Here is a 15,723-nt window from a genome sequence, read left to right on the forward strand (position 1 = left end):
GCAGCAAAAGGTCGTTAGGCGTCGGGCAGCAGGCCCGTACAGACGCGCGGGTAGTCGGGCGTGGTCTGTCGGTCGGCCTCGGTGGTGACGGCGCTCGCGCCGCGTTCGAGGAGGGTGCGGACCGGCGGGCCGACGCGGTCGGGTTCGACGAGGAAGGCGTCGTGGCCGTAGTCGCTCTCGATGACGCGGTGGACGGCGGCACCGGGCCCGCTCTCGAAGGCGTCGGCGATGGTGTCGCCGCCCTCGGGGGGGAAGTGCCAGTCGCCGGTGAAGGAGAGGACGAGCGCGTCGCCCTCGTAGTCGGCGAGCGCGGCGGCGTCCGAGTTGTAGTCCGCCGCGAGGTCGTACTCGTCGAGCGCGCGCAGGAGGTAGAGGTAGCTGTTGGCGTCGAAGCGCTCGGTGAAGCGCTCGGCGTTGTAGTCGAGGTAGGAGGCGACGTCCCGGTAGGGGAAGCCGCGCGCGCTCGGGTCGTCGAGGTCGTCGGGGCGTCGCTCGGCGACGCGGCGGTCGAAGCGGTCGGTCATGGAGGCCTTCGAGAGATACATGACGTGGCCGATGCGGCGCGCGACGGCGAGCCCCTCGTCGGGTTCGGGGCCGCCGTAGTAGTCCCCGTCGCCGTAGTTCGGGTCGCTCGTGATGGCGCGGCGCGCGGCGGTGTTGAGCCCGAGACACTGCGCGTCGAGGCGGGGGCTGGTGGCGATGGCGGCGATGCGTTCGACGCGCTCGGGGTAGCGCTTCGCCCAGTCGATGACGTTCATGCCGCCAACGCTGCCGCCGACGACGGCGTAGAGCGTGTCGACGCCGAGTTCGTCGCAGAGGCGGGCCTGCGAGCGCGTCCAGTCGCCGACGGTGACGGACGGGAAGTCGGGGCCGTAGGGCTCGCCGTCGGGGCCCTCGCTCGCGGGGCCGGTCGTGCCGTAGCAGGAGCCGGGGACGTTCGCGCAGACGACGTGGTAGGCGCGGGTGTCGATGGGTTTGCCGGGGCCGACGAGGGCGTCCCACCAGCCCGCGGCCTGGCCGCTGACGCCCTCGGGGGCGGGACCGGCGACGTACTGGCTCCCGGTGAGGGCGTGGCAGACGAGGACGGTGGGGTCGGCGGGGTCGCCGTACTCGGCGTAGGCGACGTCGAGGTCGAGTTCGCCGCCGCGCTCGAACGCGAACGACCCGACGTTCGCGACGTCCTCGCGGCGGCCGTGGCTCATCGCGTCGCCTCCGCGATGGCGTGGTCGAGGTCGGCGAGGACGTCCGCGGGGTCCTCGATGCCGACGGAGAGCCGAACCATGTCGGGCGTGACGCCCGAAGCGCGCTGTTCGTCCTCGCTGAGTTGGGCGTGCGTGGTGCTCGCGGGGTGGATGACGAGCGTCTTCGCGTCGCCGATGTTGGCGAGGAAGGAGGCGAGTTCGGTGGACTCACAGAAGCGCTTGCCGGCGTCGAAGCCGCCTTCGAGGCCGAAGGTGATCATTCCGCCGTACCCCCCGTCGAGGTACTTCGAGGCGTTCTCGTGCGTCTCGTGGGAGTCGAGGCCGGGGTAGGTGACCCACGCGACCTCGTCGTGCTCGTCGAGGTATTCGGCGACGATGGCGGCGTTCTCGCAGTGGCGTTCGACGCGGAGGCCAAGCGTTTCGAGGCCCTGCATCGTCTGCCACGCGTCGAAGGGGCTCTGGGCGTTGCCGAGCGTCCGAGTGCCGCGGAGGCGCGTCGCGGCGGCCATCGGGGCGTCGGGGAAGCGCTCGGAGAGGTTCAGCCCGTGGTAGGCGGGGTTGTCGCCGGCGATCTCGGGGTACTTCTCCGGGTCCCAGTCGAAATCTCCGCCATCTATCACGACGCCGCCGAGCGTGGTGCCGGAGCCGTGGAGCCACTTGGTCGTGGAGTGCCAGACGAGGTCCGCGCCGTGTTCGAGCGGGCGACAGAGCGCGGGCGTGGCGAAGGTGTTGTCGACGAACAGCGGCGCGTCGTGCTCGTGGGCGACCTCGGCGACCGCCTCGATGTCGGGGACGACGAGCGCGGGGTTGCCGATGGTCTCCAGGTGGACGTACGCGGTGTCCTCGTCGATGGCCTCCCGGTAGGCGTCGACGTCGAGCGTGTCGACGAAGCGGGCCTCGATGCCGCGGCGGCCCGCGGTGCCGGTGAGGTAGGTGCGGGTGCCGCCGTAGATGGCCGAGGCGGAGACGACGTTGTCGCCGGCCTCGGCGAGGACGAACGTCGCGGCGTCGAGGGCGGCCATCCCGGAGTTGGTCGCCACCGCGCCCGCGCCGCCGGCGAGGCTGGCGAGGCGCTCTTCGAGAATCTCGACGGTCGGGTTGCTGATGCGGGAGTAGACGTCGCCGTCGGCTTCGAGGGCGTAGAGGTCCGCCGCGTGGTCGGCGTCGTCGAAGACGTAGGAGGTCGTCTGGTAGATCGGGGGTGCGCGCGCGCCGGTCGCGGGGTCCGGGGACTCCTGGCCGGCGTGGACGGTCCGGGTGTCGAACCGCCGGTCGTCCTCGTCGCTCATGTACCATATGCATATTTCCCCAGCGGGATATGCACGCGAGTTACGGCAACATCTGCTGGTAGTCGCGGCTCGGGTGGCTTTACGGGGGCGCGCGGCGACACCGACGGGTATGGCAGGCACCGACCTCGACGGCGCGGACGAGGTGACCGACGACAACCCCTACGTCACCGACCCCGACCTCGACTTCCGCGACGCCGAGGCGCTCTCCGCCGATGAGGCACGCGAGCAGGCCGAGCGCCTCCGCGAGGCCGTGCGCTTCCACGATTATCGCTACTACGTCCTGAACGACCCCGTCATCGACGACCGGGCGTACGACCGGCTCTTCGAGCGCCTCCGCGAGCTGGAGGAGACATACGACCTCGCGACGGCGGATTCGCCCACCCGGCGCGTCGGCGGCGAGCCCGTCGAGGAACTCGGGACCGTAGAGCACGTCGCGCCGATGCGCTCCATCGACTCCAGCGGCGACGCCGCGGACGTTCGGGAGTTCGACCGACGCGTCCGGCGCGACCTCGACGGCGCGGACGTCGCCTACGTCTGCGAGCCGAAGTTCGACGGGCTCTCCGTCGAGGTGGTCTACGTCGACGGGCGCTACGAGCGCGCGGCGACGCGCGGCGACGGCGAGACCGGCGAGGACGTCACCGAGAACGTGCGGACAATCGAGTCCGTCCCCCAGCGCCTCCGCGGGGACCACCCGGACGTCCTCGTCGTCAGGGGGGAGGTCTACATCCCGAGGGACGCCTTCCAGGCGTACAACCGCGAGCGCGTCGAGCGCGGCGACGACCCCTTCGCCAACCCGCGGAACGCCGCCGCCGGCACCCTCAGACAGCTCGACCCCTCGGTGACCGCGGAGCGGCCGCTCGACTGCTTCTTCTACGACGTGCTCGCCGCGTGGGACGCGGCGGCGAGTGGGGGCGACGCGTCCGGGGAGGGCGACGGGAAAGGAAGGACAGGGGGCGGCGGGGACGTCGACGCAGCTGACGACCCCGTCCACGCGGCGTGGAACGACGGCGACGCGGACGTCGCGGCCCTGCTCGGCGCGCTCCGGGAGCGCACGTCGGCCTCCGCGGGCGGCATCGACGCCGGAATCGCGGGCCTCGACACGCACTGGGGCGAGCTCGAACGCTTCCCCGACTGGGGGTTGAAGACGAACGACCGGGACCGGCGCGTCGACGACGTCGAGGCGGCGATCACCTATCGCGACGAGCTCGAAGCGGAGCGCGAGGACCTGAACTACGAGATCGACGGGACGGTGTTGAAGGTGGACGACCGCGCGCAGTGCGAGCGCCTCGGGACGACGGCCCGCCACTACCGGTGGGCGTACGCCTACAAGTTCCCCGCGCGGACGGAGGTGACGACGATAACGGACGTCGTCGTGCAGGTCGGCCGGACGGGCCGGCTGACGCCGGTCGCGCTCCTCGAACCCGTGGCGGTCGGCGGCGTCACGGTCTCGCGCGCGAGTCTCCACAACCCCGAGGAGCTCGCCGACCTCGGCGTGGACGTCGGCGACGAGGTGCGAATCGAGCGCGCCGGCGACGTCATCCCCTACGTCGACGAGGTCGTCGAGAAGCACGCCGAGGGGACGTTCGACTTCCCCGAGAGCTGCCCGGTCTGCGGGAGCGACGTCGAGCGCGACGGCCCGATGGCCTACTGCACGGGGGGGTTGGCCTGCGACGCCCAGCTCGTCCACGCGCTCGACTACTTCACGGACGTCCTCGACATCGAGGGCGTCGGCGAGGCCGCGGCCGAACAGCTCGTCGACGAGGGACTCGTCACCGACGACGTCGCCGACCTCTACGACGTCGACGTCGGCGAACTCGCCGCGCTGGAGGGGTGGGGCGAGACGAGCGCCGAGAACCTCCGCGCGGAACTCGACGCCGCGCGTCACCCGTCGCTCGGCGACTTCCTCGCCGCCGTCGGCATCCCCGAGGTCGGCCCGACCGTCGCCGCCGATCTGGCCACGCACTTCGGTGACCTCGACGCCTTCCTCGACGCCGAGCACGACGAGTACGAGGCCGTAGAGGGCATCGGCCCGACCGTCGCCGAGCACATCGCGGAGTTCCGCGACAACGAACGCAACCGCCGCGTCATCGAGCGCCTGCGCGACGAGTCGCGCCTCGGCGAACCCGAAGCGCCCGCGAGCGAGGCGGGCGGCGACGAGCTCGCCGGGGAGACCTACGTCTTCACGGGGAGCGTCCCGGGGTGGACGCGCGACGAGTTGCAGGCCCTCGTGGAGCGCCACGGCGCGAACGCGACGTCCTCAGTCTCCTCGAACACGGACTACCTCGTCGTCGGCGAGAACCCCGGGGCGAGCAAGCGCGCGGACGCCGAGGAACACGACGTCGACGAACTCGACGCCGACGACTTCCTCGCGCGTCTCGCGGAACGCGGGGTGGACGTCGACCGGACGGGCGACGCGGACGCGAGCGAGTCGGCGCGATAAGTGCTTTAATGCGTGTGGGGCCCCTACGTGGGGCAAATGGTACTCGACGACCTCGGGAGTTCGCTCAGGGGCACGCTCGACTCGCTCCGGGGGAAGTCCCGCATAGACGAGGAAGACGTCGAGGAGGTCGTCAAGGAGATTCAGCGCTCCTTGCTGCAGGCCGACGTCGACGTCTCGCTCGTGATGGAGCTCTCCGACTCCATCAAGGAGCGCGCCCTGGAGGAGGAGCCGCCGGGCGGCACGACCGCGCGCGACCACGTCCTCCGCATCGTCTACGAGGAGCTCGTCGGCCTCGTCGGGGAGAGCACCGAGCTCCCCCTCGAAGAACAGACCATCATGCTCGCCGGCCTCCAGGGGTCGGGGAAGACGACCACCGCGGCGAAGATGGCGTGGTGGTTCTCGAAGAAGGGCCTCCGGCCCGCGGTCATCCAGACCGACACCTTCCGCCCCGGCGCCTACGAGCAGGCCAAGCAGATGTGCGAGCGCGCCGAGGTCGACTTCTACGGTGACCCCGACGAGGACGACCCGGTCAAAATCGCGCGCGAGGGCCTCGCCGCGACCGAGGACGCGGACGTCCGCATCGTCGACACCGCGGGGCGACACGCCTTGGAGGCCGACCTCATCGACGAGATCGAGGAGATCGAGTCGGTGGTGGAGCCCGACCGCTCGCTGCTCGTCCTCGACGCCGCCATCGGGCAGGGCGCGAAGGACCAGGCCCAGCAGTTCGAGGACTCCGTGGGCATCTCCGGCGTCGTCATCACGAAGCTCGACGGGACGGCGAAGGGTGGCGGCGCGCTCACCGCCGTCAACGAGACGGACTCCACCATCGCCTTCCTCGGCTCCGGTGAGACCGTCCAGGACATAGAGCGCTTCGAGCCCGACGGCTTCATCAGTCGGCTCCTCGGGATGGGCGACCTCAAACAGCTCACCGAGCGCGTCGAGCGCGCGATGGAGGAGACCCAGGCCGAGGAGGACGAGGACTGGGACCCCGAGGACATGCTCGAAGGGGAGTTCACCCTCAAAGACATGCAGCGTCAGATGAGCGCGATGAGCAACATGGGGCCGCTCGACCAGGTGATGGACATGATTCCGGGGATGGGCGGCGGCCTGATGGACCAGCTCCCCGACGACGCGATGGACGTCACCCAGGACCGGATGCGGAACTTCGAGGTCGTCATGGACTCGATGACCGACGAGGAACTGGAGAACCCCCGCTCGGTCGGGGCCTCGCAAATCCGCCGTATCGCCAAGGGCTCCGGGCAGGGCGAGGAGACCGTCCGCGAACTCTTAGAGCAGCACAAGATGATGGCCCGGACGATGAAGCAGTTCCAGGGGATGGGCGACGGCGACATGCAGCGGATGATGCAGAAGATGCAGGGCGGCGGCGGTGGCGGTGGCGGCGGCGGTATGGGCGGCATGGGGCCGTTCGGCGACTAGAAGCGACGGGGTTTTTCGAGACCCCCGCCCGAGTGTCGGTGTGCGCCGACGCCTCCGCACGCTGGACGCCCTCGCGGCGACGGCGGCCATCTGGTTTCTCGCGAAGTTCCTCCGCTACGCGTTCCCACCGCTCTTCCCGGCGCTGAGCAGTCGCTACGGCGTCACGGACGCGACGCTCGGCCTCGCGTTCACCGCGATGTTGCTCGTCTACGCGCTGTTGCAGTTCCCCGCGGGCGCGATCGCCGACCGGGTCGGCGCGACGCGCGTCATCACCGCCGGGGCGGCCGTCGCGGGCGTCGCCGCGCTCGCGCTCGCCGTCGACGCGCCGTTCGCCGTCCTCGTCGGCGCGATGGTCCTCGTCGGTATCGGCACCGGCGTCCACAAGACCGTCGCTATCGGCCTGCTCTCGACCGTCTACACGGAGCGGACGGGCCGGGCGCTCGGCGTCCTCGACACCGCGGGGGCGCTCGCGGGCGTCGCCGCCCCCGCCGCCGTCGCGTTCTGCCTCACGAGTTCGCGCGTCACGTGGCACGCCGTCTTCCTCGCGGGCGGGTTGCTCGGGCTCTCACTCGCCGTCCTCGCCTACCGCTGGTTGGGCGCGCGGGAACCCGAGCGCGACGACGGGGACGACGAGCGCGTGCCCCTCCGGCGCTACGCCGCGCTCTTTCGTCGCCCGGCGTTCGCGGGGTTCGTCCTCGTCACCGTCGGCTTCTCCTTCGCGTACAACGGCGTCGTCGCGTTCCTCCCACGCTACCTCGAAACCGCGGGGCTCACGCCCGCGACCGCGAGCGCCGTCTACGGCAGCCTCTTCGTCGTCAGCCTCGTGCAGACCGTCACGGGCGACCTCGCGGACCGCGTCGGCCCGCTCCGCGTGATCGTCGCCACGCTCGCCGTCGCCACCGTCGGCCTCCTCGCGCTCATCGCCGTCGGTGGCGGGGCGGGAATCGTCACGCTCGTCGGGGTGGTCGTCGTCTTCGGCCTCGGGAGCCACGGCTTCCGGCCCGTCCGGGGCGCGTACCTGATGGCGCTCCTCCCCGAGGACGTCTCCGGCGGCGGCCTCGGCGTCGTCCGCACCGTCCTGATGGGCGCGGGCGCAATCGCGCCGGGCGTCGTCGGCGTCGTCTCCACCTACGCGGGCTTTCGGGTCGCCTTCGGCGTCCTCTGGGTCGCGCTCGCCGTCGCCGCCGTCACCGCCGGGGTCCTGCTCGTCGCCGAGCGCTGACGGAGCCGTGACCACGACGGCCGGGGTATTTTACGGGCCCCGGCGTCTGATACCGATATGAGCATCCGCGACGTCGCCGCCGACGCCTACCGGGAGGCCGCGCCGGCGCTCGTCGCGAGCACCCTCGGCGGACTCTTCGCGGGCGTCGTCCTCGGCGGGATGCGCGCCGAGTTGCGCCTCGTCCCCGGCCTCCTCGTCTGCGTCCCCGCGCTCCTCGCCACCCGCGGGAACGTCTACGGGTCGCTCGGCGCGCGCCTCGCCACCGGCCTCCACCAGGGCCTCATCCGCGCGGAGTTCGAGGCCGACGACCGCCTCGTCGCCGCCGGCGCGGCCGCGATGGCGAACGGCCTGCTCGCCTCCGCGTTCGCCGCCGGCCTCGCCTTCTGCGTCCTCCTCGCGCTCGGGCGCACCGTGGCGCCGCTCGGGACGCTCGTCGCCGTCGCGCTCGTCGCCGGCCTCCTCTCCGGGGTCGTCCTCACCGGGGCCGTCGTCGCCGTCGTCTTCGTCGGCTTCCGCCGCGGGTACAACCCGGACGCGCTCGTCGGCCCGCTCGTCACCACCATCGGCGACGTCTTCGGCCTCGCCTTCCTCGTCGTCGGCGTCGAGGTCGTCCTGGGGGTGGCCTGAGTGCCCGAGGAGTGGACCGTCTCCGCGATCACGCGCGCGACGCTCCCCGTCCTCCTCGGGCTGACGGCCGTCGAAATCGGCAGCGGTCTCGTCCTCGGGACGTTCGAGGCGACGCTCTACCGACACCCGAGTCTCCTCGTGCTCGTCCCCGTCACAATCGGGACCGCGGGGAATCTGGGGAGTATCCTCGCCTCGCGGCTCTCCACCGCGATGCACCTCGGGACGCTCTCCTTCGCGCCAACCGACGACGACCTCGCCGGCAACGCGCTCGCCACCGTGACGCTCGCGCTCAGCCTCTTCCCCGTCGTCGGCGCTGGCGCGTGGGCCGCGACCAGCCTCACCGGCGCGCACCCCGACCTCGCCGTGTGGACCGTCGTCGCCGTCTCGTTCGCCTCTGGGGCGGCGCTCGCGCTCCTCGCCGTCGGCGTCACGGTCGCCGCCACCTACGCCGCCTATCGGCTCCGCCTCGACCCCGACGACGTCGTCATCCCCGTCGTCACGAACCTCTGCGACGTCCTCGGCGTCGTCGTCCTCTTCGCCGTCGTGCAGGTCCTCGTCTGACTACTCGACGTCCTCGACGGGTTCGCCCTCCGCCGTCTCCGGCGCGAGGTACGCGATGAACTCGTCGACCGAGGGCTCGCGCACCGTCACCTCGACGTGGACGTCGCCGAGTTCCGCCGCGCTCCCCACCGAGAAGTTGACGACGCCGCGGAAGGCCGCCTGCTTCTTCAGGTCGAAGGCGAACGTCTCACCGTTCTCGTCGTCGCTCGCACCGTCGCCTCCCGTCGCGCCGCCCGCGTCCGTCCGACCGTCGAGGAACGCCGAGCGCGCCGTGTCGAGGATGCGCTGCTCGAAGAGCGCCTCGCGGAACGCCTCCACGTCGTGCGTCGTCGCCACGACCTCGTCGGGGCCGACCTCGACCGCCGCGGTCGGAAAGAGCGTCTCGACGGCGCGCGCGACGCGGTCCGGCATCTCCGTCGGCTGGACGGGCGCGCGGATTTCGACGTCGACGCTGTAGACGACGCTCACGAGCGCGCCTCCGCGATAATCTCGCGCACGCGGTCGTGGAACGCCGCCAGCGTGCCCGTGTTCTCGACCGTGACGTCCGCTTCCTCCATCGCGGCGTCCATGCCGAAGCCGCGCTCGCGCTCGTCGCGCTCTTCGAGGCTCTCGCCGCCCTCCGCCTTCGTCGCGTCACGTCCGCGCACGCCGAGGCGCTCGCGGCGCAGCTCGAAGGGCGCGTGAACCTCGACGAGCAGGAAGTCGTCGCCGAACGCCGCCTCGAAGCGCTCGACCTCCGCGTCCGAGCGGATGCCGTCGACGAGCACGACGTCGTTCCCGTCGAGGGCGTCCTCGATGATCGGGAGCGAGCGCGCCGCGATGGCGTCGACGCCGCCCTCCTCGCGGAGCGCGCGCGCCACCTCGCCGTGGTGGGTCGCCGGGTCGAGCCCGCGGTCCTCGCAGGCCGCGCGGATGACGTCGCCCATCGTCACCACGGGGACGTCGAGTTCCTCCGCGACCGCCGCCGCCTCGCTCTTCCCGCTCCCCGGGAGGCCGACGATACCGATGACAGTCATGGGGAGGGATAGCCGCGACGGCGGTTTAAAGCCAAGCATCCGGCGGAAGGATGGCGCCGGCGTCCCCGGGACGGGGGGCGGTGACGCGCCGTCAGAGCCGGTAGAGCGAGGTGACGTAGGGGAGGCGGTGGAACATCCAGACGGCCGCCGGGAGGCCGACGACCGTGACCGCGAGGAACGCGGCGACGTTCGCCCAGAGGAGGCTCGCCCACCAGCCCACGAAGACGAAGTAGACGGCGCGGACGGCGAGGCCGCGCTGGCTACCGCCGTCGGCGTCGAGGTCGCGGGGTTCCTGCAGCGTCAGCGCCGTCGGGACGAGGTTGATGAGCGCGATACCGACGGGGATGCCGACGACGGTGGCGTTGCAGAGCCACGCGACGTTCACGAGGGCGGGCGTCGCCCACCAGCCGACGAAGACGAACCAGAGCGCGCGGGTGAGGAGGGAGCGTTGCTCGGCCATACGCCACCGAGGCGCTACAGCGTCAAAAGCGTCGCCGGCGAAACGTCAGCCGAGTCCGAGCCAGCCGAGGAGGTCGAAGCCGACTCCGGTGGCCTCGACGATGCGGTAGCCGACGTAGATGCCGACGATGCCGACGATGCCCGGAAGCGACGGTGGGGCGGGGAGGGGCACGCGGAGGCCCGCGAAGACGAGGCCGGTCGCGACGCCGACGAGGAGGGCGGCGACGACGAGTGTCGTGTTCATACGCGACGGCACGGCCAGCGCGGTGAAAAGGACGCCGAAGCGCGGGACTGCGAAGAAATCGCCTCGGAAGCGAGAGTCGGAGGTGGGCGTAGCGGAGTGCGGATACGCGTACTCGCGCGCAGCGCGAGTTTCACCGGTCGCCTCCGGCGACCGGGAGTTTTTCTCCCGTGTTTTTGCAAGCGGGGGTTCGCCCCGCGAACCCCCCGCAGTAAAAAGACGGACGGGCACGAAGGGATTCGAACCACGGTCGGACGTTCTCACTCCGTTGCGCGCGACCTCACTGCTCCGAATCCCACGTGCCGTTTCGTCACTCGCGGCGCTCGTGACAGAAACGGGCACGGAGGGATTCGAACCCCCGCGCTTCTGGTTAGAAGCCAGACGCTCTGTCCGAACTGAGCTACGTGCCCCACCGTCCACTATCGCGGTGAGGGCAAAAGGCGTTCGGGACGCGGCTCACAGGAGCTCGGCGACGGTATCGAAGTTCCCGCGGCAGAACGGACAGCGGTAGGTGGTGCGGATGCCGTCGGGGCGGGGGACGGTTCGGGCTCGAATCTCGTCTCGCTCGATACCGCGCTCACAGTCCGGGCACGCGAGGGGCGACATATGGTACACAATAACACACAAGGTCTTAAATCGTTCGCCCGTCTCGCTCGCGGGGGGCGCTGGCGAACAGTCTTAACGCCGGCTGCTAGACGTGTGTGCATGGAGAGTGAGACGACCGAGCGGGTGACGGACGAACTCGTCCGTGTGTACCGCCGGTATCTCGGCGAACCGGAGCGGCTGGCGGACGTCTACGTCGGGTTCGGGCTGTTCTTTGCGGGCGTGACGCTCGGCGTCCTCGGCGCGGTCGTGTTCGGGTGGTCCTCGACGATTCCGGCGAGCGTCCACTTCCACTGGCAACTCCGCGAGGTCGCGGGGACGCTCGCGCTCGTCGGCCTCCCGGCGTTCCTCCTCAGCATCCCCGTGTTGCTCCCGGTGGACCGCCGGGCGATGTACGCCGCGGGCCTCGGCGCGGTCGTCTGCCTCGGCGGCGTCGGCGTCTTCGTCGCGAGCTACCCCCAACACTGGAACGTCCAGGGGACCGCTGACTACAGCACGCTCGGCGTCTTCGTCTACTCGGCCGGCCTCGTCGTGCTCGTCGGCGCGGGCGGCGCGGGACTCGTCACCGACCGAATCGAGCGCGCCCGCCAGTCGGCGAGCGCCGCGGCGAACGGTGGCGGGGGCGAGGACGGAAACGACGCCACGGGCGCGACCGGCGGGAGCGGAAGCGCGGGCGCGGAGACGGTGAGCGACGAGCAGGTCGAGCGCGACATCGAGGACGCGATGTCCTCCTCGGAGCTCTCGTGGGGCGGCGTCGAGAAGACGAAGACGACGCGGCTGAACCTCAGCGCCGGCACGGACGACGAGGAGGTCGAGCGCTCGAACCTCACCCCGGACAACGCGAACGTCTCGCGGAGCACGGGCGCGGACGACCAGGTCGCCGCCCTCCAGAAGCTCCGGGGGAACGAGGAGCCAGCGGAGGAGACGGGCGAGGGCGCGGACGACCAGGTGGCCGCCCTCCAGGAGCTCCGGAAGAAACAGCAGGCGGAGGAGGTTGCGACCGCGGACGACGACGGCGTCGTCGACCGCGTCAAGTCCCTCTTCGGGCGCTGAGACGACCGGACGGGACCGGAGGCGAGCGAGCCATACCTTTAAGACGGGCGATTTCGACCATCAACCATGGCGAAAGGCCTCGACGTCGGCACGATGAACCTCATCTCCGCGCGACAGGAGGGCGCGGAGACGGTGTTCGTCCAGCAGCGCAACTCGTTCGTCGAACTCGACTACAGCGACATGGCCGACCAGATGCTCTCTCGCAGCGACGTCCTCCACATCAAAAAGGGCGATAAGGTCTACGTGGTCGGCGACGACGCCCTGAACTTCGCGAACATCTTCAACCGCGAGACGCGACGGCCGATGAAGGCGGGCATCCTCTCCTCCGACGAGAAGTCCGCCATCCCGATGATCAAGCTCATCCTCCAGCAGGTCGTCGACGAACCCCAGCACCCCGGCGAGCGCCTCTTCTTCTCGACGCCCGCCGACCCCATCGACTCCGACCTCTCCACGCTCTACCACCAGAAGACCCTCGAATCCATCCTCTCCGACATGGGGTACGACCCCGAACCGATCAACGAGGGAATGGCCGTCATTTACAGCGAACTCGCCGACAACGACTTCACCGGCCTCGGCATCAGCTTCGGCGCGGGGATGACGAACGTCTGTCTCTCCTACTACGCCGTCCCCGTCATGCGCTTCTCCATCGCCCGCGGTGGCGACTGGATCGACGAGCAGGCCGCGCGCGCCACCGGCACGCCCGTCGACAAGGTCACGACCACGAAGGAGGACGACTTCCGCCTCGACTTCACGAGCGACGTCGGCGGCATCGAGGGCGCGCTCGGCATCTACTACGAGAACCTCCTCGACTACGTCGTCGAGAACGTCGTCGAGGAAGTCGACGAGGAGGACGTCGAGGAGGGCCTCGACGTGCCCGTCGTCGTCACGGGCGGCACCGCGAGCCCCGACGGCTTCGAGGGGCTCTTCCGCGAGCGCCTCCGCGAGGCCGACATCCCCTTCTCCGTCAGCGGCGTCCGACGCGCCCGCGAACCCCTCTACAGCGTCGCCCGCGGCGCGCTCGTCGCCGCCCGCTCCGAGGAGGGCGAGCGCGAGACCGAGGAGGCCGAGGCGGCCACCGAAGAGTAACGCAAACGCGACTATCCCGGCTCGTCGCCGGTATCGTCCTCGCTCGCGGTGTTTTCGTCGTCTCCGCCGTCGGCAGAGCCGTCTCCGTCGTCGACCGTCTCACCGCCGCCACCGCGTCGATAGCGCCGCAGAATCGACGCCCACGACTCCTCCTCGACCCGCTCGGCCGGCGAGTGGTCCGCCGGGACGTCCGCGTAGCCGCACTCCGCACAGCCGACGGCGCGCGCCGACCCGAAGACGAACGTCTCCAGCTCGCCGCCACACCGCGGACACGTCGCCGCCTCGTCGCGGGCGTCGGTCATCTCAGCGGTAGTGCTTGAACAGGAGCGCGCGCACGTCGTCGCGGGTCCGCGCGTGCTCCGTCGACCCGTCGGGCAGCGTCACGCGGTACTTCCCGTCGCTCGAATCGACCTCCTCCCACGCGTCGTCGTGCTCTTCGAGGAGTTCCATCATCTGCCGCAGGGGACTCCCGGAGCCCGACGGTGACGGCGACGGCGACGGCGACGTCGCGGAGTCGGTATCCGTCGTCGCGTCGTCGCCGGCCGTTTCGGGGTCGCCGTCGCCATCGCCGTCGCTCGTCGTCGATACCGTCGTACTCGCCGGCTCGGTCTCGGCCTCGGTCGTCGCGTTCGCGTCGGCGGCGTCGTCGCGCACCGTCTCGACGCTCGCACTCCCGGCCGCGGCGTCGAGTGCCTCCGACTCCCCGACGACCGAGTCCTCGCTCGCGTCGGGTTCGCCCGCGTCCAGCATCGCCGCCGCCGCGTCGTCAACCGAGGGCGACGCCGGGGTCGTCGCGTCCGCAGCCGTCGAACCGGCCTCGTCCCCCGTCCCCGCGACCGCGTCGTCGCTCGACGCCGCGGCCGGCACGAGGTCGTCCGCCGGTCGCGTCGCCTCGTGGCGGTCGATGAGGTACTGGAGCGCGTCGCGCGGCCGCATCGCCCCGTAGCCGTCGAGGTACTCGTCGGCGAGCGCCTCGCGTAGCTCCTCGATGTACTCGGCCTGCGACGCCCCGATGTCGAGTTCCGGCATACCCGCACGGGGGCGACGCGGCTCCAAATAACTAGGCGTCACCGGGCTCCCCCGGACCCGCGTTTAAGTACTTCCCGTCACAAGTAGTAGCCACGAAGGGCATTCTGCGAGGCGTCACGTGGCGAGCGGCCGCGCCGCTCGCGCTCGGCACGTCGCGGTTCCTGTGGAACCGCGTTATTCCTCACGGGTCGCTCACGCTCACGGCTCCGCCGTTCGCCCTCCGCAGCGCTTCGCGCCGCGCGACGCTCCCCGTTCGACTACTCCGCGGGCCCTCGCTATCGCTCGGCCCCGCGTTATTCCTCGAAGCCGTCCTCGAACCGAAACGTCCCGTTCCGCTGGACGACCTCGCCGTCGACCTCGATGCGCGAGTCCTCACTCATGTCGACGATCATGTCGACGTGGACGGCGGACTCGTTCGGCTCCCGGTCGTCGGGGACGCACTCGTCGTAGGCCATCCCGACCGCGAGGTGGACCGTATCGCCCATCTTCTCGTCGAAGAGCATGTTGTAGGTGAACCGGTCGATGTCGCGGTTCATCCCGATGCCGAGCTCGCCGAGGTAGCGCGCGCCCTCGTCGGTGTCGAGGACGTCGCCGAGGACGTCGGCGTTCCGGTCGGCGTCGTAGTCGACCACGCGTCCCCCCTCGAACGTCAGGGAGGCGTTCTCGATTTCGTGGCTCTGGTGGTAGAGCGGGAGGTCGAAGCGCACCTCGCCCTCGACGCTGTCGGGGACGGGCGCGGTGAACACCTCGCCGCCGGGGAGGTTGTGCTCGCCGTGGTCGTTGAGCGTCTTCATCCCCGCGACGCTCATCGTGAGGTCCGTCTCGTCGCCGGAGACGATACGCACCTCCTCCGCGGGGTCGAGGACCTCCACCATCTGCTGTTGGTGTTCGCGTTGGGCCTCCCAGTCCTTGTCGACGGCGTTCCACACGAAGTCCTGGTAGGCCTCGGTGCTCATGTCGGCGAGCTGCGCGTTCGCGGGCGTCGGATACTGCGTGAGACACCAGCGCGTGTCGAGGAGTTCGGCGCGGGCGGGGGCGTACGCGCGCTGGTAGGCGGCCTGGGCGTCGCCCTCGACGTCGCGCATCTCGGTGACGTTCTCGTCGCCGCGGATGCGGATCGCGGCGTCCGTGTTCTCGTAGAGCGCGGTGAGGTGGTCGGGCTCGTCGAGGTCGTCGGTGTCGACGTTGCGGAGGTATGCGCGCTCTGCGCGCGGGCTCCCGAAGCGGCCGTTGGAGAGCATCACGGGGTGCGCGCCGCGCTCCGCGAGGAGCTCGTAGACGGCGACCGCGAAGTCCTCGGCGGCGGGCGGGGCGGTGACGACGACGCGGTCGCCCGCCTCGATGTCCGTGGAGTGCTCGACGACGATTTCGGCGTGTCTCCGAACGCGCGGGTCCATGTGGGAGACCACGGCGAGGCGCGCCAAACCGCTTGCGGAGGGGGCGGGGTTTTGGGCGGCG

The 15,723-nt window shown here is 70.8% G+C and carries 17 protein-coding genes and 1 tRNA gene; 7 read left to right on the forward strand and 11 right to left on the reverse strand.

Annotated elements, in window-relative coordinates; genetic code table 11:
- Positions 1-14: 14 nt before the first annotated feature.
- Positions 15-1,202: a homoserine O-acetyltransferase MetX gene (gene metX / locus IEX84_RS13075; RefSeq protein WP_188873015.1), complete on the reverse strand. Its 1,188-nt coding sequence runs from the start codon at positions 1,200-1,202 to the stop codon at positions 15-17.
- Positions 1,199-2,491, reverse strand: a complete 1,293-nt coding sequence (locus IEX84_RS13080) for an O-acetylhomoserine aminocarboxypropyltransferase/cysteine synthase family protein (RefSeq protein ID WP_188873016.1) — start codon at positions 2,489-2,491, stop codon at positions 1,199-1,201. Before IEX84_RS13080 ends, metX begins: the two co-directional genes overlap by 4 nt.
- A 109-nt stretch (positions 2,492-2,600) precedes the next feature.
- Here IEX84_RS13080 and ligA point away from each other — a divergent pair, with 109 nt between their 5' ends.
- The 5 genes from ligA to IEX84_RS13105 are packed head-to-tail and all read left to right on the forward strand — an operon-like array spanning position 2,601 to position 8,778.
- A complete protein-coding gene (ligA, locus tag IEX84_RS13085; RefSeq protein WP_188873017.1) occupies positions 2,601-4,931 on the forward strand; it encodes an NAD-dependent DNA ligase LigA in 2,331 nt (776 codons plus the stop codon).
- 36 nt (positions 4,932-4,967) lie between these two features.
- Positions 4,968-6,368, forward strand: coding sequence for a signal recognition particle protein Srp54 (locus tag IEX84_RS13090; RefSeq protein WP_188873018.1), 1,401 nt, complete (start codon positions 4,968-4,970; stop codon positions 6,366-6,368).
- Between the two features lie 40 nt (positions 6,369-6,408).
- Entirely contained in the window at positions 6,409-7,590 is a 1,182-nt protein-coding gene (locus IEX84_RS13095; RefSeq protein ID WP_188873019.1) for an MFS transporter, read from the forward strand.
- A gap of 57 nt (positions 7,591-7,647) precedes the next feature.
- Entirely contained in the window at positions 7,648-8,217 is a 570-nt protein-coding gene (locus tag IEX84_RS13100) for a magnesium transporter (protein WP_188873020.1), read from the forward strand.
- Entirely contained in the window at positions 8,218-8,778 is a 561-nt protein-coding gene (locus IEX84_RS13105; protein ID WP_188873021.1) for a magnesium transporter, read from the forward strand.
- On the opposite strand, the gene IEX84_RS13110 is transcribed toward IEX84_RS13105, so the two are convergent.
- From IEX84_RS13110 to IEX84_RS13135, 6 genes are all read right to left on the reverse strand, one after another.
- Positions 8,779-9,189 (reverse strand): coaE operon protein, encoded by a 411-nt coding sequence (locus IEX84_RS13110; RefSeq protein WP_188873043.1) that lies wholly within the window; start codon positions 9,187-9,189, stop codon positions 8,779-8,781.
- A 53-nt stretch (positions 9,190-9,242) separates the two neighbouring features.
- Positions 9,243-9,794: an AAA family ATPase gene (locus IEX84_RS13115; RefSeq protein ID WP_188873022.1), complete on the reverse strand. Its 552-nt coding sequence runs from the start codon at positions 9,792-9,794 to the stop codon at positions 9,243-9,245.
- 91 nt (positions 9,795-9,885) lie between these two features.
- Positions 9,886-10,254, reverse strand: a complete 369-nt coding sequence (locus tag IEX84_RS13120; protein ID WP_188873023.1) for a YccF domain-containing protein — start codon at positions 10,252-10,254, stop codon at positions 9,886-9,888.
- A 45-nt stretch (positions 10,255-10,299) separates the two neighbouring features.
- Positions 10,300-10,497, reverse strand: a complete 198-nt coding sequence (locus IEX84_RS13125; protein WP_188873024.1) for a XapX domain-containing protein — start codon at positions 10,495-10,497, stop codon at positions 10,300-10,302.
- 332 nt (positions 10,498-10,829) lie between these two features.
- Positions 10,830-10,904: transfer RNA gene (locus tag IEX84_RS13130), tRNA-Arg, on the reverse strand.
- A gap of 46 nt (positions 10,905-10,950) precedes the next feature.
- On the reverse strand, positions 10,951-11,100 hold the full coding sequence (locus IEX84_RS13135) for a hypothetical protein (RefSeq protein WP_188873025.1): 150 nt from the start codon (positions 11,098-11,100) through the stop codon (positions 10,951-10,953).
- Between the two features lie 99 nt (positions 11,101-11,199).
- Between IEX84_RS13135 and IEX84_RS13140 the strand changes: the two genes are divergently transcribed.
- Together IEX84_RS13140 and IEX84_RS13145 are read left to right on the forward strand one after the other, a co-directional pair.
- Positions 11,200-12,150 (forward strand): sulfite exporter TauE/SafE family protein, encoded by a 951-nt coding sequence (locus tag IEX84_RS13140; RefSeq protein WP_188873026.1) that lies wholly within the window; start codon positions 11,200-11,202, stop codon positions 12,148-12,150.
- A gap of 66 nt (positions 12,151-12,216) precedes the next feature.
- Positions 12,217-13,236, forward strand: a complete 1,020-nt coding sequence (locus tag IEX84_RS13145; protein ID WP_188873027.1) for a disk-shape morphogenesis protein volactin — start codon at positions 12,217-12,219, stop codon at positions 13,234-13,236.
- A gap of 11 nt (positions 13,237-13,247) precedes the next feature.
- Here the strand turns inward: IEX84_RS13145 and IEX84_RS13150 are convergent, their stop codons facing one another.
- From IEX84_RS13150 to IEX84_RS13160, 3 genes are all read right to left on the reverse strand, one after another.
- Positions 13,248-13,538, reverse strand: coding sequence for a hypothetical protein (locus tag IEX84_RS13150; RefSeq protein WP_188873044.1), 291 nt, complete (start codon positions 13,536-13,538; stop codon positions 13,248-13,250).
- Between the two features lies 1 nt (position 13,539).
- Complete coding sequence (locus tag IEX84_RS13155) at positions 13,540-14,265, reverse strand: hypothetical protein (RefSeq protein WP_188873028.1); 726 nt, start codon at positions 14,263-14,265, stop codon at positions 13,540-13,542.
- A gap of 293 nt (positions 14,266-14,558) precedes the next feature.
- Entirely contained in the window at positions 14,559-15,662 is a 1,104-nt protein-coding gene (locus IEX84_RS13160; protein ID WP_188873029.1) for an aminopeptidase, read from the reverse strand.
- Between the last annotated feature and the right edge of the window lie 61 nt (positions 15,663-15,723).

This window comes from Halarchaeum rubridurum, assembly GCF_014647115.1.
In the GTDB taxonomy this organism is placed as follows: Archaea; Halobacteriota; Halobacteria; order Halobacteriales; family Halobacteriaceae; genus Halarchaeum; species Halarchaeum rubridurum.

Coding starts and splice junctions, on each gene's coding strand:
- IEX84_RS13115 (WP_188873022.1), bottom strand. CDS start 9,794: ATGACTGTCATCGGTATCGTCGGCCTCCCGGGGAGCGGGAAGAGCGAG.
- IEX84_RS13090 (WP_188873018.1), top strand. CDS start 4,968: ATGGTACTCGACGACCTCGGGAGTTCGCTCAGGGGCACGCTCGACTCG.
- IEX84_RS13110 (WP_188873043.1), bottom strand. CDS start 9,189: ATGCCGGACCGCGTCGCGCGCGCCGTCGAGACGCTCTTTCCGACCGCG.
- IEX84_RS13080 (WP_188873016.1), bottom strand. CDS start 2,491: ATGAGCGACGAGGACGACCGGCGGTTCGACACCCGGACCGTCCACGCC.
- IEX84_RS13135 (WP_188873025.1), bottom strand. CDS start 11,100: ATGTCGCCCCTCGCGTGCCCGGACTGTGAGCGCGGTATCGAGCGAGAC.
- IEX84_RS13145 (WP_188873027.1), top strand. CDS start 12,217: ATGGCGAAAGGCCTCGACGTCGGCACGATGAACCTCATCTCCGCGCGA.
- IEX84_RS13120 (WP_188873023.1), bottom strand. CDS start 10,254: ATGGCCGAGCAACGCTCCCTCCTCACCCGCGCGCTCTGGTTCGTCTTC.
- IEX84_RS13140 (WP_188873026.1), top strand. CDS start 11,200: ATGGAGAGTGAGACGACCGAGCGGGTGACGGACGAACTCGTCCGTGTG.
- IEX84_RS13155 (WP_188873028.1), bottom strand. CDS start 14,265: ATGCCGGAACTCGACATCGGGGCGTCGCAGGCCGAGTACATCGAGGAG.
- IEX84_RS13125 (WP_188873024.1), bottom strand. CDS start 10,497: ATGAACACGACACTCGTCGTCGCCGCCCTCCTCGTCGGCGTCGCGACC.
- IEX84_RS13150 (WP_188873044.1), bottom strand. CDS start 13,538: ATGACCGACGCCCGCGACGAGGCGGCGACGTGTCCGCGGTGTGGCGGC.
- metX (WP_188873015.1), bottom strand. CDS start 1,202: ATGAGCCACGGCCGCCGCGAGGACGTCGCGAACGTCGGGTCGTTCGCG.
- ligA (WP_188873017.1), top strand. CDS start 2,601: ATGGCAGGCACCGACCTCGACGGCGCGGACGAGGTGACCGACGACAAC.
- IEX84_RS13100 (WP_188873020.1), top strand. CDS start 7,648: ATGAGCATCCGCGACGTCGCCGCCGACGCCTACCGGGAGGCCGCGCCG.
- IEX84_RS13160 (WP_188873029.1), bottom strand. CDS start 15,662: ATGGACCCGCGCGTTCGGAGACACGCCGAAATCGTCGTCGAGCACTCC.